Source organism: Streptomyces sp. NBC_01244, from assembly GCF_035987325.1.
GTDB lineage: Bacteria > Actinomycetota > Actinomycetes > Streptomycetales > Streptomycetaceae > Streptomyces.
In genome coordinates, this window is the sequence record NZ_CP108489.1 from 121712 (window position 1) to 139773 (window position 18062).

Annotated in this window: 14 protein-coding genes; 10 read left to right on the plus strand and 4 right to left on the minus strand. The window is 74.2% G+C overall.

The window, feature by feature from the left end:
- The first annotated feature begins 39 nt into the window (after positions 1 to 39).
- From OG247_RS42960 to OG247_RS42980, 5 genes are all read left to right on the plus strand, one after another.
- The gene (locus OG247_RS42960) at positions 40 to 309 is read left to right on the plus strand and encodes an acyl carrier protein (RefSeq protein ID WP_326783021.1); all 270 of its coding nucleotides are present in this window, start codon (positions 40 to 42) and stop codon (positions 307 to 309) included.
- Positions 310 to 321: 12 nt separating this feature from the next.
- Positions 322 to 1110: a 3-oxoacyl-ACP reductase FabG gene (gene fabG / locus OG247_RS42965; protein ID WP_327257941.1), complete on the plus strand. Its 789-nt coding sequence runs from the start codon at positions 322 to 324 to the stop codon at positions 1108 to 1110.
- 50 nt (positions 1111 to 1160) lie between these two features.
- Positions 1161 to 2105, plus strand: a complete 945-nt coding sequence (locus OG247_RS42970) for an aromatase/cyclase (protein WP_327257942.1) — start codon at positions 1161 to 1163, stop codon at positions 2103 to 2105.
- A gap of 2 nt (positions 2106 to 2107) precedes the next feature.
- On the plus strand, positions 2108 to 3646 hold the full coding sequence (locus OG247_RS42975; protein ID WP_327257943.1) for an FAD-dependent oxidoreductase: 1539 nt from the start codon (positions 2108 to 2110) through the stop codon (positions 3644 to 3646).
- Positions 3647 to 3754: 108 nt separating this feature from the next.
- Positions 3755 to 5275, plus strand: coding sequence for an FAD-dependent monooxygenase (locus OG247_RS42980; protein ID WP_327257944.1), 1521 nt, complete (start codon positions 3755 to 3757; stop codon positions 5273 to 5275).
- A 228-nt stretch (positions 5276 to 5503) separates the two neighbouring features.
- Here the strand turns inward: OG247_RS42980 and OG247_RS42985 are convergent, their stop codons facing one another.
- The gene (locus OG247_RS42985; protein ID WP_327257945.1) at positions 5504 to 6589 is read right to left on the minus strand and encodes a methyltransferase; all 1086 of its coding nucleotides are present in this window, start codon (positions 6587 to 6589) and stop codon (positions 5504 to 5506) included.
- A gap of 459 nt (positions 6590 to 7048) precedes the next feature.
- On the opposite strand from OG247_RS42985, the gene eboE reads away from it, so the two are divergent.
- The 5 genes from eboE to pcaB all read left to right on the plus strand — a co-directional run bounded on the left by eboE (position 7049) and on the right by pcaB (position 15268).
- Positions 7049 to 8227, plus strand: coding sequence for a metabolite traffic protein EboE (gene eboE, locus OG247_RS42990; protein WP_327257946.1), 1179 nt, complete (start codon positions 7049 to 7051; stop codon positions 8225 to 8227).
- 178 nt (positions 8228 to 8405) lie between these two features.
- Entirely contained in the window at positions 8406 to 9884 is a 1479-nt protein-coding gene (locus OG247_RS42995) for an FAD-dependent monooxygenase (RefSeq protein ID WP_327257947.1), read from the plus strand.
- Between the two features lie 66 nt (positions 9885 to 9950).
- Positions 9951 to 11423: an FAD-dependent monooxygenase gene (locus OG247_RS43000; RefSeq protein WP_327257948.1), complete on the plus strand. Its 1473-nt coding sequence runs from the start codon at positions 9951 to 9953 to the stop codon at positions 11421 to 11423.
- Positions 11424 to 11741: 318 nt separating this feature from the next.
- On the plus strand, positions 11742 to 13769 hold the full coding sequence (locus OG247_RS43005) for an FAD/NAD(P)-binding protein (protein WP_442813696.1): 2028 nt from the start codon (positions 11742 to 11744) through the stop codon (positions 13767 to 13769).
- Positions 13766 to 15268, plus strand: a complete 1503-nt coding sequence (gene pcaB, locus OG247_RS43010) for a 3-carboxy-cis,cis-muconate cycloisomerase (protein WP_327257949.1) — start codon at positions 13766 to 13768, stop codon at positions 15266 to 15268. The genes OG247_RS43005 and pcaB overlap by 4 nt, the downstream gene beginning before the upstream one ends.
- 51 nt (positions 15269 to 15319) lie before the next feature.
- Here the strand turns inward: pcaB and OG247_RS43015 are convergent, their stop codons facing one another.
- The 3 genes from OG247_RS43015 to OG247_RS43025 form a co-directional block, all read right to left on the minus strand.
- Complete coding sequence (locus OG247_RS43015; RefSeq protein ID WP_442813697.1) at positions 15320 to 16243, minus strand: response regulator transcription factor; 924 nt, start codon at positions 16241 to 16243, stop codon at positions 15320 to 15322.
- Positions 16244 to 16384: 141 nt separating this feature from the next.
- Positions 16385 to 17428, minus strand: a complete 1044-nt coding sequence (locus OG247_RS43020; RefSeq protein ID WP_327257950.1) for a C45 family peptidase — start codon at positions 17426 to 17428, stop codon at positions 16385 to 16387.
- Positions 17425 to 18033 (minus strand): GNAT family N-acetyltransferase, encoded by a 609-nt coding sequence (locus OG247_RS43025; RefSeq protein WP_327257951.1) that lies wholly within the window; start codon positions 18031 to 18033, stop codon positions 17425 to 17427. Before OG247_RS43025 ends, OG247_RS43020 begins: the two co-directional genes overlap by 4 nt.
- Positions 18034 to 18062: the final 29 nt, after the last annotated feature.

Below are 18062 nucleotides of genomic sequence, written 5' to 3' on the forward strand. Positions count from 1 at the left end.
CACCACCCACGCAGCATCTCGATGAAAGGGACTTCCACCATGGCCACCAAGGCGTTCACCCTCGACGACCTCAAGCGCATCCTGAAGGAGGCCGCGGGCGTGGCCGAGGGCGTCGACCTGGACGGCGACATCCTCGACACCGAGTTCGACGTGCTCGGCTACGAGTCCCTCGCTCTGCTGGAGGCGGGCAGCCTCATCGAGCGCGAGTGCGGCATCTCCCTCGACGAGGAGGCCGTCAACGACGCCCACACGCCGCGGACCTTCATAGACGTCGTCAACATGCAGCTCGCTCCGGCCACGGCCGCCTGAAGGGATCCGGACATGACCCAGCACTCCACCCCCAAGGTCGCCGTCGTCACCGGCGCGACCAGCGGCATCGGCCTCGCCTCGGCGCGCCTGCTCGCCTCGCAGAACCACAAGGTGTTCATCGGCGCCCGCAACGCCGACAACATCGCCGCCACCGTCAAGGAGCTCCAGGCCGAGGGCCTGGACGTGGACGGCGCGGTCCTCGACGTCCGCGACACCGCCTCGGTGGACGCCTTCGTCCAGGCCGCCGTCGACCGCTTCGGCACCATCGACGTCGTGGTCAACAACGCCGGCCGGTCCGGCGGCGGACCGACCGCCGACATCGCCGACGAGCTGTGGCAGGACGTCATCGAGACGAATCTCAACAGCGTCTTCCGCGTCACCCGCGCCGTCCTCACCACCGGCGGCATGCGGCACAAGGACCGCGGCCGGATCATCAACATCGCCTCCACCGCGGGCAAGCAGGGCGTCGTCCTCGGCGCCCCGTACTCCGCCTCCAAGCACGGCGTCGTCGGCTTCACCAAGGCGCTGGGCAACGAGCTGGCCCCCACCGGCATCACCGTCAACGCGGTCTGCCCCGGATACGTCGAGACCCCGATGGCCCAGAAGGTCCGCCAGGGCTACGCGGCCGCCTACGACACCTCCGAGGACGCCATCCTCGAGAAGTTCCAGTCGAAGATCCCGCTCGGCCGCTACTCCAGCCCGGAGGAAGTCGCCGGCCTGGTCGGCTACCTGGCCTCGGACACCGCCGCCTCCATCACCTCGCAGGCGCTCAACGTCTGCGGCGGCCTGGGCAACTTCTAGCAGGGCCCGCCCCCACGCACCCACCGAACACCACCTGAGGAGAACCCGCCATGACCACGCGTGAGGTCGAGCACGAGATCACCGTCGGCGCCCCGGCCGCCGCCGTGTACCAGTTGCTCGCGGACGTGACCAACTGGCCGCGCATCTTCCCGCCCACCATCCACGTGGACCGGGTCGAGGCCGAGGGCGCCGAGGAGAAGATCCGGATCTGGGCGACCGCCAACGGCCAGCCGAAGAACTGGACCTCGCGCCGCACCCTGGACCCGGAGGGCCTGCGCATCACCTTCCGCCAGGAGGTCCCGGCGGAGCCCGTCAAGCACATGGGCGGCACCTGGATCATCGAGCCGCTCGGCGAGGCGCAGTCCCGCGTCCGGCTGCTGCACGACTACAGCGCCGTCAACGACGACCCGCACGACCTGCTGTGGATCCAGCAGGCGGTGGACAAGAACAGCACCTCCGAGCTGGCCGCGCTCAAGGTCAACGTCGAGGCGGCGCACGCCGCGGAGACCGAGGAGCTGACCTTCTCGTTCACCGACACCGTCCAGATCGCGGGCTCCGCCAAGGACGTGTTCGACTTCATCAACGAGGCCCACCTGTGGGCCGAGCGGCTCCCGCACGTGGCCGTGGTGCGCCTCGAGGAGGACACCCCGGGCCTGCAGGAGCTGGAGATGGACACCCGCGCCAAGGACGGCTCGGTGCACACCACCAAGTCGTACCGGGTGATCTTCCCCCACGACAAGATCGCCTACAAGCAGGTCACCCTGCCGGCGCTGATGACCCTGCACACCGGCGAGTGGACGTTCACCGAGAGCGACGAGGGCACGTCCGCGTCCTCGCAGCACACCGTCACCATCAACACGGAGAACATCGCGCGCATCCTCGGCGACCAGGCCACCGTCGCCGACGCCCGCACGTACGTGCACACGGCGCTGTCCACCAACAGCTCCGCCACCCTGGCGTACGCGAAGGCCCACGCCGAGTCGAAGGCCTCCTGAGCATGACGCCCGATCCCGGAACGGGCGCCGGCGAGCCGGCACCGGGCGGCGCGGGCCGCCCGGACCGGCTCGACACCGAGGTGCTCGTCGTCGGCGCCGGCCCCGTCGGGCTGATGCTCGCCGCCGAACTGGCCCGCGGCGGCGTGGACGTGGTCGTGGTCGAGCAGCGCAGGGCCCCCTCCACCGAGTCCCGGGCCTCCACCCTGCACGCCCGCACCATGGAGATCCTCGACGCGCGGGACCTGCTGCCCGACGTCGGCACGCCGCCCAACGAGCCGAACGGCCACTTCGGCGGCCTCCCGCTCGACCTCACGCTGCCCAGCACCCACCCGGGCCAGTGGAAGGTGCCGCAGACCAAGACCGAGGCGGTCCTGGAGGAGTGGGCGATCGCGCGCGGCGTCGACATCCGGTGCGGCCACGAACTGGTCGCCGCCGGCGAGGTCGGCCCGTACGTCGAGGCCGAGGCCGTCGGCCGGGACGGAGTCCTGCGGCTGCGCGCCCGCTACCTGGTCGCCTGCGACGGCGAGGACAGCACCGTACGGCGGCTGACCGGGGTGGACTTCCCCGGCCACGACGCCGGCCGGGAACTGCTGCGGGCCGACGTCGACGGCATCGACATCCCCAACCGGCGTTTCCAGCGCCTGGAGCGGGGGCTGGCCATCGCCTGGCGCAACGACAAGGGCGTCACCCGCGTCATGGTCCACGAGTTCGGCTCGACGGCCGGGCCGCGGACCGCGGACGCCTCGTTCGAGGAGGTCGCCACCGTCTGGAAGCGGGTCACCGGAGAGGACATCAGCGGCGGTACCCCGCTGTGGGTGAACTCCTTCGGCGACGCCTCCCGGCAGCTCGCCTCCTACCGGCACGGGCGCGTCCTGTTCGCGGGGGACGCCGCCCACCGGCAGATGCCGGTCGGCGGCCAGGCCCTCAACCTCGGTCTCCAGGACGCCTTCAACCTCGGCTGGAAGCTCGCGCTCACCGTGCGCGGGCAGGCTCCCGAGGGCCTCCTCGACACCTATCACGAGGAGCGGCACGAGGTCGGCCGCCGGGTCCTGGCGAACATCCAGGCCCAGGCACTGCTGCTGCTCGGCGGCCCCGAGGTGGAGCCGCTGCGCACGCTGGTGGTCGAGCTGACCGGCCTGGAGGACGTACGGGCCCACCTGGCCGGGATGATCAGCGCACTCGACGTGCGCTACCCGGTGCCCGGCCCCGCGCACCCGCTGCTCGGCGCCCGGCTGCCGCACACCGTCGTGCGGTCCGGCGGGCGCGACCACGGCAGCACTGCCGAGCTGCTGCGCGCCCGCGGCGGTCTGCTGCTCGACCTGGACGGCACCGGCGTACGGGTGCCCGCAGGCTGGGCCGACCGGGTCACCACGGTCGTCGGCGACCCGGAGCCCGGCTCGCTCCCCGGTGAGCCGGGGGCCGTTCTCGTACGGCCCGACGGCCACGTGGCATGGGTGGGCAGGTCCGCCGACGGCGACGGCGACGGACTGGCCGAGGCGCTCGACCGATGGTTCGGCCCGGCCCGCCCACCGACCCCCTGAGCGTGCGCACTCCCCCCACGCGTGCGTCCCACGAGCAAGTCCGCACCCCGCCGCACACCCACTCACCACCCAGTCTCCAGTGATTCTCACTGCTAGGAAGGACACCCCATGCAAGGCACCGAAGGGACAGCGGCGGACACCGACGTCATCGTCGTCGGCGCCGGCCCGACCGGACTGATGCTCGCAGGCGACCTGCGCCTGGGCGGAGCCCGCGTCGTCGTGATCGAGAAGCTGGCGGAGCCGACCGGGCAGTCCCGCGGCCTGGGCTTCACCGCCCGTGCCATGGAGCTGTTCGACGAGCGCGGGCTGCTGCCCCGGTTCGGGCAGGGCGAGACCCTCGCCACCAGCCCCGTGGGGCACTTCGGCGGGGCGCAGTTCGACTTCACCGTCCTCGAGGACGCCCACTTCGGCGCCCGCGGCATCCCGCAGGGGCAGACCGAGGCCGTGCTGGAGGGGTGGGCCGCCGAACTCGGTACCGACATCCGGCGCGGCTGGGAGTTCGTCTCGCTCGCCGACGGCTTCCTCGACGGGGACCACGTCGAGATCACCGTCCGTACGCCCGAGGGCGACGAGCAGCGGCTGCGCGCCGCGTACCTGGTGGGCGCCGACGGCGGCTCCAGCCGCGTCCGCAAGGCGGCCGGCCTCGAGTTCCCCGGCACCGACGCCACCCAGGGCATGTACCTCGCCGATGTCACCGGCTGTGCCCTGCGGCCGCGGTTCCTCGGCGAGCGCCTGAACAACGGCATGGTGATGGCGGCCCCGCTCGCCGAGGGCGTGGACCGGATCATCGTCTGCCCCGACGGCCGGCCGGCGCACGACCGCGAACGGACCGTCACCTTCGAGGAGGTCGCGGAAGCCTGGCAGACCATCACCGGCGAGGACATCTCGCACGGCGGCGCCGACTGGGTGTCCTCCTTCACCAACGCCACCCGCCAGGCCTCCGAGTACCGGCGCGGCCGGGTGTTCGTGGCCGGCGACGCGGCGCACATCCACCTGCCCGCCGGCGGCCAGGGTCTGAGCACCGGCGTGCAGGACGCGGCCAACCTCGGCTGGAAGCTGGCCGCAGTGGTCCGCGGCGACGCCCCCGCGGCGCTGCTCGACACCTACCACGCCGAGCGGTGGCCGGTCGGCCGCCGCCTGCTGGCCAACACCCGCGCCCAGGGGATCGTCTTCCTCGGCGGCGCGGAGTCGGACCCGCTGCGCGAGCTGTTCGGCGAACTGGTCCGGTACGACGACGTCAAGCGGCACCTGGCCGGGGCGGTCAGCCACCTCGACATCCGCTACGACCTCGGCGCGGGCGAGGACGCCCACCCGCTGGTCGGCCGCCGGATGCCGCCGCGGCTGCTGGTCGGCGCGGAGGGCGAGCAGCGCACCGCGCGGCTGCTGCACGCGGGCCGGGCCGTGCTGCTCGACTTCGCCGACGATGCCGGGACGCGCCGCACGGCAGCCGGCTGGCAGGGCCGCCTCGACGTGCACACCGTGTCCGCCAAGCCGGTCGACGGCCCGGACGTACTGGCCGGCGTCCCCGCCCTGCTGGTCCGTCCCGACGGGTACGTGGCCTGGGCCGGCGAGCCCGCGCAAGGGCTCGAGGCCGCGCTGGTGCGGTGGCTGGGAGCCGCTTCCGCCTGACCCCCTCAGAGCGGCGCCCGAGCCCCTGCCCCGCCGGCCGACCGGCGGGGCAGGGGCTCTCCCGCGTCCGCGGCCGGGTCCGTCCTGCCCTGCGGACCGCGGACCGCCGACCGCCGACCGCGGACGGCGCACCGCGCACCGGGGGCGACGTACGGGGCGGGCACGCGGAAAGCCCCGGCTCCGCGACGGGGGAGAACGCGGAACCGGGGCTGCTCAGGGGGTGGTGCGTCAGACCGCGACGGCCTCCACGACCGAGACGGCGGCGGCGGTCTCCACGACCCGCTCCAGCTTGAAGCCGGCCTTCGCCACCAGCTCCGCGTACTGCGACCGGGTGCGCTCCTTGCCGCCCACGAGCAGCAGCAGCCACAGGTCGACGAGCTTGCCGGAGTGCGGCGCGTCGCCCTCCTCCGGGACCACCATCTCCACCAGCAGCAGCTTGCCGCCCGGCTTGATCGCGGCGCGCACGTTCCGGAGGATCTGCAGGGCCTGCTCCTCCGGCCAGTCGTGCACGATGTGCTTGAGGACGTACGCGTCCGCGCCCGACGGCATCGGGGCGAACAGGTCACCGTCGGCCAGGGTCACGCGGTCCGCGACGCCCTGCGCCTCCAGGAACTCCGCGGCGCCGTTCCCGGCGACGCGCGGGTCCGAGAGGATGCCCTTGGTGTCGGGCGCACTGTTGAGGATGCCGGCCAGCAGCGCGCCGTTGGCCCCACAGAAGTCCAGGACCGTGCCGAACTGCGAGAAGTCGTACGCGGCCACGACCGGCACGGTCTCGGTGCCGGACATGTTCCCCATGCCGCCGATGAACACCGCACCGTATTCCGGGTTCTGCATGAGGTATTCGAAGGCGCCCATCCCGCGGCGCTTCGGCAGGCTCGGCTCGCCGGTCCGCACCGCGTCCAGGAAACCGTTCCAGTCGTCCCAGTGCGTCGGGTGGCCCATCAGCACGCAGATGTCGCGCATCGTCATGGGGTGGTCGGCGCGCAGCGCGTCGGCCATCGGGGTCAGCGCCCAGAGGCCGTCGTCCTGGCGCGTGAACACGCCCTGGGAGGCGAGCAGGCGCAGCACCCGGCCCAGTGCCTCGGCGTGCGCGCCGACCTCCGCGGCCAGGTCCTCGATCGGTCGCGGACCGCCCTGCAGGGCCTCGGCCACGCGCAGTTCGGCGGCGGCGTACAGGGCCTGGGTCACCATGGAGCCCATGGCCAGTTCGAGCAGGGCGAACGGGGGCGGGGCCAGCTCCCGGACCTGCTTCTGCAGGTCCGCCCGGGTCTTCTCCGCGGCGCGGACGACTTCGGGGGGCGGCACAGCGGGCATGAGTTTCCTCCATGGCAGAAGAGCGAGAAATCTGTCCCAACCGCCGGAAGGGACCCGTCCCGCCACCGTAGGGAGGGGCGATGGACCCGCCCTGGAACGCGGCTCGGACGCATCTGGAGCGGGGCGGAAGGCTGCGCACGCCCCTCGCGTTCCGCTCGCCCTTCGCGCCGGCCCCCGAATGCGCCGGTCCCGCGGCACGGCCGCCGGACGGCGGGCCCAGAACGGCTCGGCCTCTGCTCGGCGCCCGCTCGACGCGGGCCGGAGACCGGTTCGTCCGGGACGAAGTACTCGGCATCCTTGGCCCGGCATCGCCTTGCGCACTCCGACGCCCCTGGAGGCCGTCCGTGTCCGTTCGTACCGCGCCCCCCCTTGCCGGAGACCGGACCGGCGTGTGGCTCAAGGACGCCCCGGCCGGCGCCGCGCCCGAGCGGGCCACGGCCCCCGCCGAGGTGTAGGCCCGTGCGCTTCCTCCACCGGGACGGCACCACCGTCCACCTCTCGTACTCGGCCAACGTGCACCCGGCCGAGACCCTCGACGGGCTCCTCGACCGGCTGCGTGCGTACGGCGAGCCGGTACGCCGTCGATTGGGCCTGGAGCGGCTCGGCATCGGGCTGTGGCTGGCCGCGGACACCGTCCGCGACCTCGACGCCACCCCCCGCGCGCTCGCCGCCCTGCGCGGCGAACTCGACCGGCGCGGTCTGGAAGTCGTGACCCTCAACGGATTCCCGTACCAGGGCTTCGGCGGCCAACGGGTCAAGTACCGGGTCTACCGCCCGGACTGGGCCCAGGCCCAGCGGTACGAGCACACCCTCGCCCTCGCCCGGATACTCGCCGCCCTGCTGCCCGAGGACGCCGCCGAGGGAACGATCTCCACCCTCCCGCTGGCCTGGCGCACCGTCTACGACGACGAGCGCGCCGCCCGCGCCCGGACGGCCCTCGCCGACCTCGGCGGCCGCCTGGACGACCTCGCCGACGCCACCGGCCGCTCGATCCGCATCGCCCTGGAACCCGAACCCGGCTGCGCCCTCGAGACCACCGCCGAGGCCATCGCGCCCCTGCGGGCCATCGGCCACGACCGGATCGGCGTCTGCGTCGACACCTGCCACCTGGCCACCTCCTTCGAGGAACCGGGGCCCGCGCTCGCCGCCCTGGCCGCGGCCGGCATCCCGGTGGTCAAGAGCCAGCTGTCGGCCGCCCTGCACGCCGAGCACCCCGACCGCCCCGTGGTCCGCGCGGCCCTCGCGGCCGTCGGGGCCCACGGGGAGTCCCGGTTCCTGCACCAGACCCGCAGCCCCGCCGCCGACGGCCTGCGCGGCACCGACGACCTCGGCCCCGCCCTGGCCGGCGGGGCCCTGCCCGAGACCGGGCCCTGGCGCGCCCTCTTCCACGTACCGCTGCACGCGACCCCCGCCGCGCCCCTGACCGCCACCCTGCCCGTCCTGAACGAGGCGCTGGCCCACCTGGTCGGCGGCGAACGGGCGCTGACCGGGCACCTGGAAGTCGAGACCTACGCCTGGCAGGCGCTGCCGCCCGCCCTGCGCCCGCGCACCGCGGCGCAGCTCGTCGACGCCATCGCCGCCGAACTCGCCTTCGCCCGCGATCTGCTGACGGAGCACGGCCTGAAGGAGCTGCCGTGACCACCGCCTCCACCGCCCCGGTGGCGGCCCCGCCGCGCACCGCGCACCGGCAGCCGCCTCGCGCGGGGTGAGGAACCGACCTCAAGGATCGCTTGAGCGATCCTGCGGTCCCGCTGCACCGCCCTGCGACCCCCCTGGTCTTCTCTGTTGATCAACCGTCTGTATGGAGGAATCGAAAATGGCAAAGAGCGCGATCATCGTGGGCGCTGGGCCGGTCGGTCTGATGCTCGCGGGTGAGCTGCGGCTCGGCGGCGCGGACGTCGTCGTCTACGACAAGCTGCCCGCCCCCAGCGGCGAGTCGCGCGGCCTCGGATTCACCAGCCGTACCGCGGAGGTCCTCGACCAGCGCGGGCTGCTCGACCGGCTCGGCGACATCCGCTGGGGCAAGCAGGGCCACTACGGCGGCATCCGCATCGACTTCTCCCTCCTGGACGAGAGCCACTTCGGCGTCATGGGCCTGGCCCAGTCCGTCACCGAGGACGCGCTCGGCAGCTGGGTCGCCGACCTGGGCGTCGAGGTGCGCCGCGGCTACGAGCTGACCACCCTGACCGAGACCGAGGACGGCGTGCTCCTCGGCTTCCAGGGCCCCGACGGGTACACCGAGGCCACCGGCACGTACGTCGTCGGCTGCGACGGAGGCAAGTCCACCGTGCGCACCCTGGCCGGCATCGACTTCCCCGGCGACGAGGCCACCCGCGGCATGTACCTGGCCGACGTCGTCGGCGCGGACGTGCGCATGCGGCCCATCGGCGAGCGCATCGCGGGCGGCGGCATGGTGCTGTCCGTCACCCTGGAGCCGGGTGTCGACCGCATCGTCATCCACGAGGCCGGCGTCCGCCCCCACCACGGCGAGGGCGAGCTGGAGTTCTCCGAGCTCGCCGAGGCCTGGCAGCGCCTGACCGGAGAGGACATCCACGGCGCCTCCGCCTCCTGGATGTGCGCCCTGACCAACGCCACCGGCCTGGCCGCCGAGTACCGCAAGGGCCGTGTCTTCCTCGCCGGCGACTCCGCCCACGACCACGCCCCGCTCGGCGCCCAGGGCGTCAGCGTCGGTCTCCAGGACGCCGTCAACCTCGGGTGGAAGCTCGCCGCCGTGCTCGGGGACCGGGCCCCCGAGTCCCTGCTCGACACCTACCACGCCGAGCGCCACCCGATCGGCGAGGAGCTGATGCGCGACGTGCACTCCATGTCGCTGCTGTACCTCGCCGGCGAGGAGATGGAGCCGCTGCGCACCGTCGTGCGCGAACTCGTCACCCTGCCCGAGGCCGCCCGCCGGCTCGCGGGCCGCGTCTCCGGCCTGCACATCAAGTACGACGTGGGCGCCGAGGGCCACCCCTTCCTGGGGCTGCGACTGGCCCCGCACCGGGCCGTCGAGCGCGCCGACGGCAGCCGCACGAAGGTCGCCGAACTCCTGCACGCGGGCCGCGGCGTGCTCATCGTCACGGACGGGGACACCGGCCCGGCCGAGCTCGCCGCCCGCTGGGCCGACCGCGTGGACGTCATCACCGGAGCCTGGGCCGACCAGGAGGCCGACCACCACGACGCCCCGCAGGCCGTGCTGGTCCGCCCCGACGGCTACATCGCCTGGGTGGCTCCGGCGGGCGGCGACCTCGAAGCCGCCCTCACCCGCTGGTTCGGGGCGCCCGCAGCCGTCTGACGGCCCGTCGTACGACACCCTGGCGCTGCCCCATGCGCGGCAGCTTTGACGTTTGAGGAGTAGGACATGGCAAAGGGCGCGATCATCGTCGGCGCCGGGCCGGTCGGGCTGACGCTCGCCGGTGAACTGAAACTGGGCGGCGTGGACGTCGTCGTCTTCGACAAGCTCCCCGCGCCCAGCGGCGAGTCCCGCGGCGTGGGCTTCACCCGCCGCGCGGCCGAGGTCTTCGACCAGCGCGGCCTGCTGGCGCGCTTCGGCGACGTCGAATGGGCCCAGGGCCACTTCGGCGGGGTCCACATCGACTTCTCCAAGCTGGACGACAACCACTTCAGCGTCCGCGGCATCCCGCAGTTCCGCACCGAGGAGATCCTCGAGGGCTGGCTGAAGGAGCTGGGCGTCGAGGTGCGCCGCCGGCACGAGGTGCTCGGCTTCCGCGAGACCGAGGACGGCGTCGTCGTCGAGTACGAGGGCCCCGCCGGCCGCGGCGAGGAGAGCGCCGACTACCTGGTCGGCTGCGACGGGGCGCGCAGCATCGTCCGCCGGCTCGCCGGCATCGAATTCCCCGGCTGGGAGCCCACCCGCGGGATGTACATGGCCGACATCGTCGGGGCGGACGTACGCCAGCGCCCCATCGGCGAGCGCGTGCCCGGCGGCATGGTCATGGCCTTCAACCTGGAGAACGGCGTCCACCGGATCGTCATCCACAACGAGTCGCTGCGCCCGCCGGAGGACAAGAGCGGTCTCACCTTCGAGACCATCGCCGACGCCTGGCAGGAGATGACCGGCGAGCACCTGCACGACGCCGAGGTCCGCTGGGTCAGCTCCTTCACCGACACCACCCGCCAGGCCGCCCAGTACCGCAAGGGCCGGATCCTCCTGGCCGGCGACGCCACCCACATCCACATGCCGGCCGGCGCGCAGGGCATGAGCGTGGGCGTGCAGGACGCGGTCAACCTCGGCTGGAAGCTCGCGGCCACCCTCAAGGGCTGGGCGCCCGAAGGCCTGCTCGACACCTTCCAGTCCGAGCGGCACCCGGTCGGGGAGCTGCTCATGCGCAACACCCGCGCCCAGACCAAGCTCTACCTCTCCGGCGAGGAGATGGAGCCGCTGCGCGCGGTCATGCAGGAACTCGTCCAGGACGTCGCGGTGGCCCGCCACCTGGCCGGCCAGGTCTCCGGCCTCGACGTGCGCTACGACATGGGCTCCGGGAGCCACCCGCGGCTCGGCCTGCGGCTGCGCCCCGACACCCCGCTCAAGCTCACGGACGGCAGCCCCGCCACCGTCCGGGACCTGCTGGGGCCGGCCCGCGGCGTGCTCTTCGTGACCCCCGCGGCGGCCGACTCCGAGGCGCTGCGCGCCACCGCGGCGCGCTGGGGCGACCGGGTGGACACGGTGACCGGCGACTGGGCCGAGGGCGAGGGGTACGCCCCGGACGCCCCGCACGCGCTGCTGGTCCGCCCCGACGGTTACATCGCCTGGGCCGCCCCGGACGAGGCGGACCTCCAGGAGGCGCTGGAGCGCTGGTTCGGAGCCGCCTGAGGAGTTCCCCGCCGCCGCGTCCGCGGCGCGCGGGGTACCGGCGTCAGCCGGGTCCGGCCCGAGAGCACCCCCCGCCCCGAGCGGGGGGTGCTTTCGCGCGTCACGGCGCCCGTACGCGTTTTCGACCGGTCCGGAAGGCGTCCGAAACCGGTCCAGGACCGGTCTTCCACTCGTATCCGAGCCCTGGTTGAGCGGCGGGACCGACGGTTGGCGGACACCACCCTGACCCCCGGGGAGCAGGCCGGGCCGGCACACCGGCGGGGCCGACGCTGCGGCGCCGCGGTCCAGCCGTCCCCCGTCTCCTGAGCGGAGTGCTTCGTGAGTAGCGGACGTATGGAAGTGTGCCTTGTCGGCGCCGGACCCCGCGGGCTGTCCGTACTGGAACGACTCTGTGCACAGGAGCGGAAGTCCCCCCGCTGGGACCAGCTGACCGTGCACATCGTGGAACCCGACCCGCCCGGCTCCGGCCGGGTCTGGCGGTCCTCCCAGTCCCGGCACCTCCTGATGAACACCGTCGCCTGTCAGGTGACGGTCTACACCGACGCCAGTGTGGCCATCGAAGGGCCGCTGGAGGAGGGCCCGAGCCTGTACCAGTGGGCCAAGGCGCTGGGCCCCAGCGCGCTGACGCCCGGAGCGGGCGCGCCGTACGACGACGAGACCCTCGCCGAGGCCCGGGACCTGGGGCCGGACACCTACCCCACCCGCGCCCTGTACGGCCAGTACCTGCACTGGGTGTTCGGCCGGGTGACCGCGAGCGCGGCCGCGCACACCACCATCCGCGTGCACCCTTCGCGTGCCGTGGCCCTGGAGGACGCCGAGCCCGGCGCCGGCCCCGGCGGGGCGCAGACCGTGCTCCTGGAGGACGGCACCCGGCTGACGGGCCTGGGCGCGGTGGTGCTCGCGCAGGGCCACGTACAGGTGCGGCCGACCGACAGGGAGCGGGAGTTCACCGCGTACGCCGCCCGGCACGGGCTGACCTACATCGCGCCGAGCAACCCGGCGGACGTCGACCTGTCCGCCATCGCCCCCGGCGAGACGGTGCTGCTGCGCGGCCTGGGCCTGAACTTCTTCGACTACATGGCGCTGTTCACGCACGCCCGGGGCGGGCTGTTCGAGCGCGTCGGCGGCCGCCTGGTGTACCGCCCCTCGGGCCGCGAGCCGCGGCTGTACGCGGGCTCCCGCCGCGGCGTGCCGTACCAGGCGCGCGGCGAGAACGAGAAGGGCGCGCACGGCCGCTACCACCCGCGGCTGCTGACCACCGACTTCGTGGCGGCCCTGCGCGCCCGGGTGCGGGGCGGGGAGCCGATCCGCTTCGGCACCGAACTGTGGCCGCTGATCTCCAAGGAAGTGCGCACCGTCTACTACGAGGCGCTGCTCGCGCGGCGCGCGGAGCCGGCCGCGGTGGCCGCCTTCGCGGAGGCGTTCCTGCGGGCGGGGGAGGACGGGGCCGAGGACGCGGTGCTCACCGCGGCCGGTTTCGCCGACGACGAGCGCTGGGACTGGGACACGGTCGCCCGGCCGTACGGCGAGCAGGTCTTCCGGGACCTGGCCTCCTTCCGCGGCTGGCTGCGCGGCTACCTCGACGAGGACGTGCGCCGGGCCCGGGAGGGCAACGTCAGCGGCCCGTTCAAGGCGGCCCTGGACCTGCTGCGGGACCTGCGCAACGAGCTGCGCCTGGCGATCGACCACGGCGGCCTCGACGCCGACTCGCACCGCGACGAGCTCGACCGCTGGTACACGCCCCTCAACGCCTTCCTGTCGATCGGTCCGCCGGCCTCCCGCATCGAGGAGATGGCCGCCCTGATCGACGCGGGCATCCTCGACGTGACCGGACCGGGCCTGCGGGTGGTCACCGACCCCCTCGACCCCGCGGGCCCGGCCTTCGCCGGAACCTCCCCGGACATGCCCGACCTGCGGGTGCGGGCCACGGTGCTGATCGAGGCCCGGCTGCCGGAGATCGACGTGCGGCGCACCGCCGATCCGCTCATGTACCGGCTGCTGAGCACCGGTCAGGCCCGGACCCACCGCATCGCCGGCGCGGACGGCTCGTCCTACGAGACCGGCGGCCTGGCCGTCTCGCAGCGCCCGTACCACCTGCTCCAGGGGCAGGGGGTGCCACACCTCAGGCGGTTCGCGTACGGGGTGCCCACCGAGTCCGTGCACTGGGTGACCGCGGCCGGCATCCGGCCGGGCGTGGGCTCGGTGACGCTGGAGGACTCCGACGCCATCGCGGCGGCGGTGCTGGCACTGCCGGAGCCGCGCCCCGCGCTGCGGCTGCCGGAGGCGCCCGCGGTCGCGGCGGGGCCGGCGCTGTCCGGCAACGCGGGTGCGGGAGCGGTCGCATGAGCCGGACCGCCGCCCACCTGGTCGGCCCGGACACGGGGCTGCTGTCCCCGGTCCGGGCCGGCACTCCCGTCGAGGCCGCCGTCGCCGACGACGCCTGGGTCCAGGCGATGCTCGACGCCGAGGCCGCGCTGGCCCGCGCCCAGGCGCGGTGCGGCACGGTCCCGCCCGCGGCGGCCGCCGTGATCACCGCCGCCGCCCGGGCCTCCAACTTCGACACCAGGGAGCTGGCGCTGGCCTCGCGGGAGACCGCCAATCCGGTGGTGGCCCTGGTCGCGGCGCTCACCGCGCGGGTCGCGGCCCGCTCGCCGGAGGCGGCCGAGTACGTACACCGCGGCTCCACCAGCCAGGACGTCTTCGACACCGGCGCGATGCTGGTGGCGACCCGGGCCCTGCGGCTGATCGCCGCGGACCTCAGGGCGGTGGCCGAGGCCCTCGCCGGCCTGGCGGCCGACCACCGGGACACGGTGATGGCGGGACGCACCCTCGCCCTGCACGCCGTACCCACCACCTTCGGGCTGAAGGCGGCGGGCTGGCGCCAGCTGGTCCTGGAATCCGCCGAGCGGCTCGAGCGGCTGGCCGGGGGCGGCCTGCCCGTCTCCTTGGGCGGCGCGGCCGGCACGCTGGCCGGCTACCTCCAGTACGCGGGCGACGGCGCCGACCCGGCGGCCGTCCTGGACGAGTTGGTCGCCGCCTTCGCGGACGAGACCGGGCTGGCCGCACCGGTGCTCCCCTGGCACGCGCTGCGCACCCCGGTCGCCGACCTGGGCGCGGCCCTCGCGCACACCACCGGGGCACTGGGGAAGATCGCTGCCGACGTGCTGGTGCTGGCCCGCACCGAGATCGGGGAGGTGGCCGAGCCGGCGGTGGCCGGGCGGGGCGCCTCCTCGGCGATGCCGCACAAGCGCAACCCGGTGCTTTCGACGCTGATCCGCTCCGCCGCCCTCCAGGTCCCGGCGCTGGCAGCCGTACTCGCCCAGTGCCTGCCGCACGAGGACGAGCGGTCGGCGGGGGTCTGGCACGCCGAGTGGCAGCCGCTGCGCGAGGCGCTGCGGCTGACCGGCGGGGCCGCGCACACCGCCGTGGAGCTGGTCCGCGGGCTCACCGTCAGCCCCGAGCGGATGGCGGTCAACCTGGAGGCCACCGGCGGGCAGCTCGTCTCCGAGCGGGTGTCCGCCGTGCTCGCCCCGAGGCTGGGCAAGGCGGCCGCCAAGGAACTGCTGACGCGGGCGTCGCTGCGGTCGGCCGAGACGGCCCGCCCGCTGGCCGACGTACTGGCGGAGTCCGAGGAGCTGCGGGGGGTGTTCACGCACGCGGAGTTGACCGCGCTGCTCGACCCGGCCGGTTACACCGGTGCGGCCGGGCCGCTGGTCGACCGGGCACTGGGCGACCGTGCACCGGCCGACCGTGCACCGGCCGACCGTGCACCGGCCGACCAGGCGCCGGCCGCCTCGCCGCCGGCGCCCGAGAGCGCGGTCGCCCGTACCGCCTGCGTGTTCTGAGGACGGGACCCCGGCGTCAGACGGACCGCGGCGTCGGGCGGGACCCCGGCCTCAGACGGTGCCGAGGCGGAAGCCGACGCCGCGGACGGTGAGTATCCAGCCGGGGTCCCCCAGCTTGCCGCGGACACTGCTGACGTGGGTGTCCACGGTGCGGCGCGACCAGGAGTCGCCCCACACCTGCTGGAGCAGCTGCCTGCGCGGGACGACGGTGTCGGGATGCTGCGCCAGCAGGCACAGCAGGTCGAACTCCTTGCGCGTGAGGATGACCGGCGTGCCGTCGACGGTCACCTCGCGGGAGCCGACCTCGATGCGCAGCCGGCCGTGCCGGATCTCCTGGGCCGGGCCCGCGGCGGCCGCCGGCTGCCACTGCGTGCGGCGCATGACGGCCTCGATCCGGGCCATCAGCTCGCGGATCCCGAAGGGCCTGGTGACGTAGTCGTCCGCGCCCGCCTGGAGGCCGAGCACGCAGTCGATCTCGGACTCGCGGGAGGTGACGATGATGAGCGGCACCCGGCTGACCGAGCGGATCGCCCGGCACACCTCCAGCCCGTCCAGGTCCGGCAGTTCGAGGTCGAGCAGGACGAGGTCGGCGCTGCCGTAGGTCTGCAGGGCCGCGCCGCCGAGGGCCGCCCTGGTACAGGTGTGGCCGTGCCGGCGCAGCTGGTGCGACAGCCCGTCCCCGGTGTCGGCGCCCACGACCAGGATGCGCCGGCCGGAGACGGCGGGCGCCTGCCGGGGGGCGGCCCCGCCCAGTCCGTCGCGGGGCGACGTCTGACCGGGCGCGCCCGGTCCGGGCACGCTCTGGACGGGGCTCCGCTGGCCGGGAGCGTGCTGGCCGGGAGGCCACGCGCCGGGGGATCCGGGGCGCGGCGGCCGCGGCTCCCGTACCAGCGCGCGGGCCCGCGCCCCCTCGTGTTCGGGGTGCGGAGCGGACGTCTGGTGCTCCGGCAATGCCTGCGCCTGAACCTGACTCATGCCGCCCCCGGGGGTCGTGGCGAGACCGGACCGGGTCGGCCGCCTCCCGCGCCGACGCTAGCGGTGCGCGGTCGAATCCTGGTGCAGCGCCGGTCCAGGGTCCGCCCGGACGCCCGCCGGTCCTGACGCCGCCGGAGCCCCCTACACCGAGAACACCTCGGTGGTGGCGTGGTTCGGGTCGCCGGCCCGCAGGTGCATCTCGCCCACCCCGGGCAGCATGACCACGGAGGCCACCGTCCTCTCCAGGCTGTAGATCCCGTGGTCGGGGATGCACACCGGCGGCCGGGACAGCACCGTGAAGTGCCTCTCCACCGTGGCCACCGGGCCGATGCGGGTCAGTCCCTTCGTCACGGACTCCAGCCGCGCGTCGGAGTTGACGCGGTCGGGCGCCGACTGCCGGTCGAGCGGGGTGAAGTCCGCGTGCAGGAAGTGGTTGGTGTGCACGGCCTCCCGCGAGGCGGGCTCGGTCACCCGCAGCTCGGTCCCGCACACCTCCGCGTACACCGCGCGCCGCCGGTCGCACAGCATCAGGTTCCGCGAGCTGGACAGGGTGATCCCGGCCAGCATCTCCAGGGCCTCGTCCACGCTTCCGGCACCGTCCAGCAGGTGACGGATGGCCAGGTAGGGGGTGAGGCTCGGCCGCCACTGGCCGTCGGTCGTCAGGTTCACCCCGATGGCCAGCCCGTCGCTGTTCATGCCCAGGTAGCCGAGCATGCCCGCGAAGCTGAGCACCGTCACCCGGCGGGGCGCCCCCGCCCGGGCCAGCGACAGCACGGCGATGTGGCTGTCGACGTACGCGTTGAGGTCCACCGTCTGTGCCAGTACCGGTCGGCCCGACGGCCAGGTGCGCGAGTACCCCGTGCAGTCCCCGGCGCTCGGCATGCCGGTGTACCCCATCACCTCGCGGCGCAGCTGCAGCAGCCACGCCTGGTCCTCGGAGATCCCGGCCCCCGCCGCGAGCCCCGCGACCTCCTCGGCCAGGTCCGGGGCCGCCGCCGTGATCTCCGTCCGGTACGCGGAGATCGACGGCAGCAGCCCCCTGAGCGTCAGCGGCCCGTCGGCGAGGTGGTCGAGCCGGGCCATGCCGTCGCTGAGGAAGGCGTGCAGCGGGCCGGCGAGGGCCGCCCCGTGGGCGCGGCCCAGTTCGAAGGGGGTGCCGACGGCCTTGACGTACGCGACGCTCATGCGGAGGCAGCCACCTTCTTCGGGCCCCGGGAGAGGGCGTCGAGTACCCGCGGCCACTCGGCGCGCAGGATGCTGTAGAAGACCGCGTCGCGGCGGCGTCCACCCGGCATGTAGTTGAAGGAGCGCAGGGTGCCCTCCTCGGTGGCGCCGATGTTGCGCAGGCCCCTGCGGGCCTGGACGTTGAGCTCGTCCGTCTTGAACTCCACCCGCTCGGCCTCCAGCACCTCGAAGGAGTGCTGGAGCAGCAGCAGCTTCGCCCAGTGGTTGATGCCCTGGCCGCGGAAGTCGTGGCCCAGCCAGGAGGCCCCGATCTCCAGTCGGCGGTCCTTCTCGGCGAAGCTCAGCAGGCTCATGCTGCCCGCGACCCGGCCGGTCTGCTTGTCCCGGATCACGTAGACGGCGCGGCGGCCGGCGGCGTGCTCGGAGAGGTTCGAGGCGAAGAACGTCTCGAAGTCCGCCTCGTCGCCGACGACGACCGTGAAGTAGCGCCAGATGTCGGGGTCCATGGCCACGGCGCGGATGCCCTCGCGGTCGGCCTCGCCGAGCGGGGTCAACAGGACGTGGTCGTTCTCCAGGCGGGTGGCGGCGTTTTCGGCCCAGTTCATGCTCTGACTCCGGTGGTGGTGTGGGTCGG

Excerpts from the sequence above, each read along its gene's own strand:
- OG247_RS43020 (WP_327257950.1), bottom strand. The coding sequence starts at position 17,428 with ATGAGCGTCGCGTACGTCAAGGCCGTCGGCACCCCCTTCGAACTGGGC.
- OG247_RS42970 (WP_327257942.1), top strand. The coding sequence starts at position 1,161 with ATGACCACGCGTGAGGTCGAGCACGAGATCACCGTCGGCGCCCCGGCC.
- OG247_RS42980 (WP_327257944.1), top strand. The coding sequence starts at position 3,755 with ATGCAAGGCACCGAAGGGACAGCGGCGGACACCGACGTCATCGTCGTC.
- OG247_RS42985 (WP_327257945.1), bottom strand. The coding sequence starts at position 6,589 with ATGCCCGCTGTGCCGCCCCCCGAAGTCGTCCGCGCCGCGGAGAAGACC.
- pcaB (WP_327257949.1), top strand. The coding sequence starts at position 13,766 with ATGAGCCGGACCGCCGCCCACCTGGTCGGCCCGGACACGGGGCTGCTG.
- OG247_RS43015 (WP_442813697.1), bottom strand. The coding sequence starts at position 16,243 with ATGAGTCAGGTTCAGGCGCAGGCATTGCCGGAGCACCAGACGTCCGCT.
- OG247_RS43025 (WP_327257951.1), bottom strand. The coding sequence starts at position 18,033 with ATGAACTGGGCCGAAAACGCCGCCACCCGCCTGGAGAACGACCACGTC.
- OG247_RS43000 (WP_327257948.1), top strand. The coding sequence starts at position 9,951 with ATGGCAAAGGGCGCGATCATCGTCGGCGCCGGGCCGGTCGGGCTGACG.
- OG247_RS42995 (WP_327257947.1), top strand. The coding sequence starts at position 8,406 with ATGGCAAAGAGCGCGATCATCGTGGGCGCTGGGCCGGTCGGTCTGATG.
- fabG (WP_327257941.1), top strand. The coding sequence starts at position 322 with ATGACCCAGCACTCCACCCCCAAGGTCGCCGTCGTCACCGGCGCGACC.
- OG247_RS42975 (WP_327257943.1), top strand. The coding sequence starts at position 2,108 with ATGACGCCCGATCCCGGAACGGGCGCCGGCGAGCCGGCACCGGGCGGC.
- OG247_RS42960 (WP_326783021.1), top strand. The coding sequence starts at position 40 with ATGGCCACCAAGGCGTTCACCCTCGACGACCTCAAGCGCATCCTGAAG.